The sequence below is a fragment of the Stenotrophomonas sp. SrG genome (assembly GCF_050031795.1).
GTDB classification, from domain to species: Bacteria; Pseudomonadota; Gammaproteobacteria; order Xanthomonadales; family Xanthomonadaceae; genus Stenotrophomonas; species Stenotrophomonas rhizophila_A.
The window spans coordinates 1-237 of the sequence record NZ_JBNBBE010001239.1; the positions used below are offsets into that span (position 1 = coordinate 1).

Sequence of the window (237 nt, forward strand, 5' to 3'; positions counted from 1 at the left end):
TAGCCCCACAGCTCATCGGCGGTGAAGGTCAGGATAGGCGCGATCCAGCGGGTGAACGCTTAGGCGATGTGGTACATCGCGCTCTGCGCCGTACGGCGGCCGCGCGAGTCGGTCGGCATGGTGTACAGCCGGTCCTTGGTGACGTCCAGGTACAGCGAACCGAGGTCCTCGCTGCAGAAGTTCAGCAGCAGCTGCACGATTTCGGCCATGTTGTAGCCGGTGTACGCCGCCTTGATC

The 237-nt window shown here is 63.3% G+C and carries 1 pseudogene; it reads right to left on the bottom strand.

The features are described 5' to 3' along the window. Positions 1-62: 62 nt before the first annotated feature. Positions 63-237, bottom strand: a pseudogene (locus tag ACQG3P_RS23395) (class I tRNA ligase family protein); the annotation flags it as partial.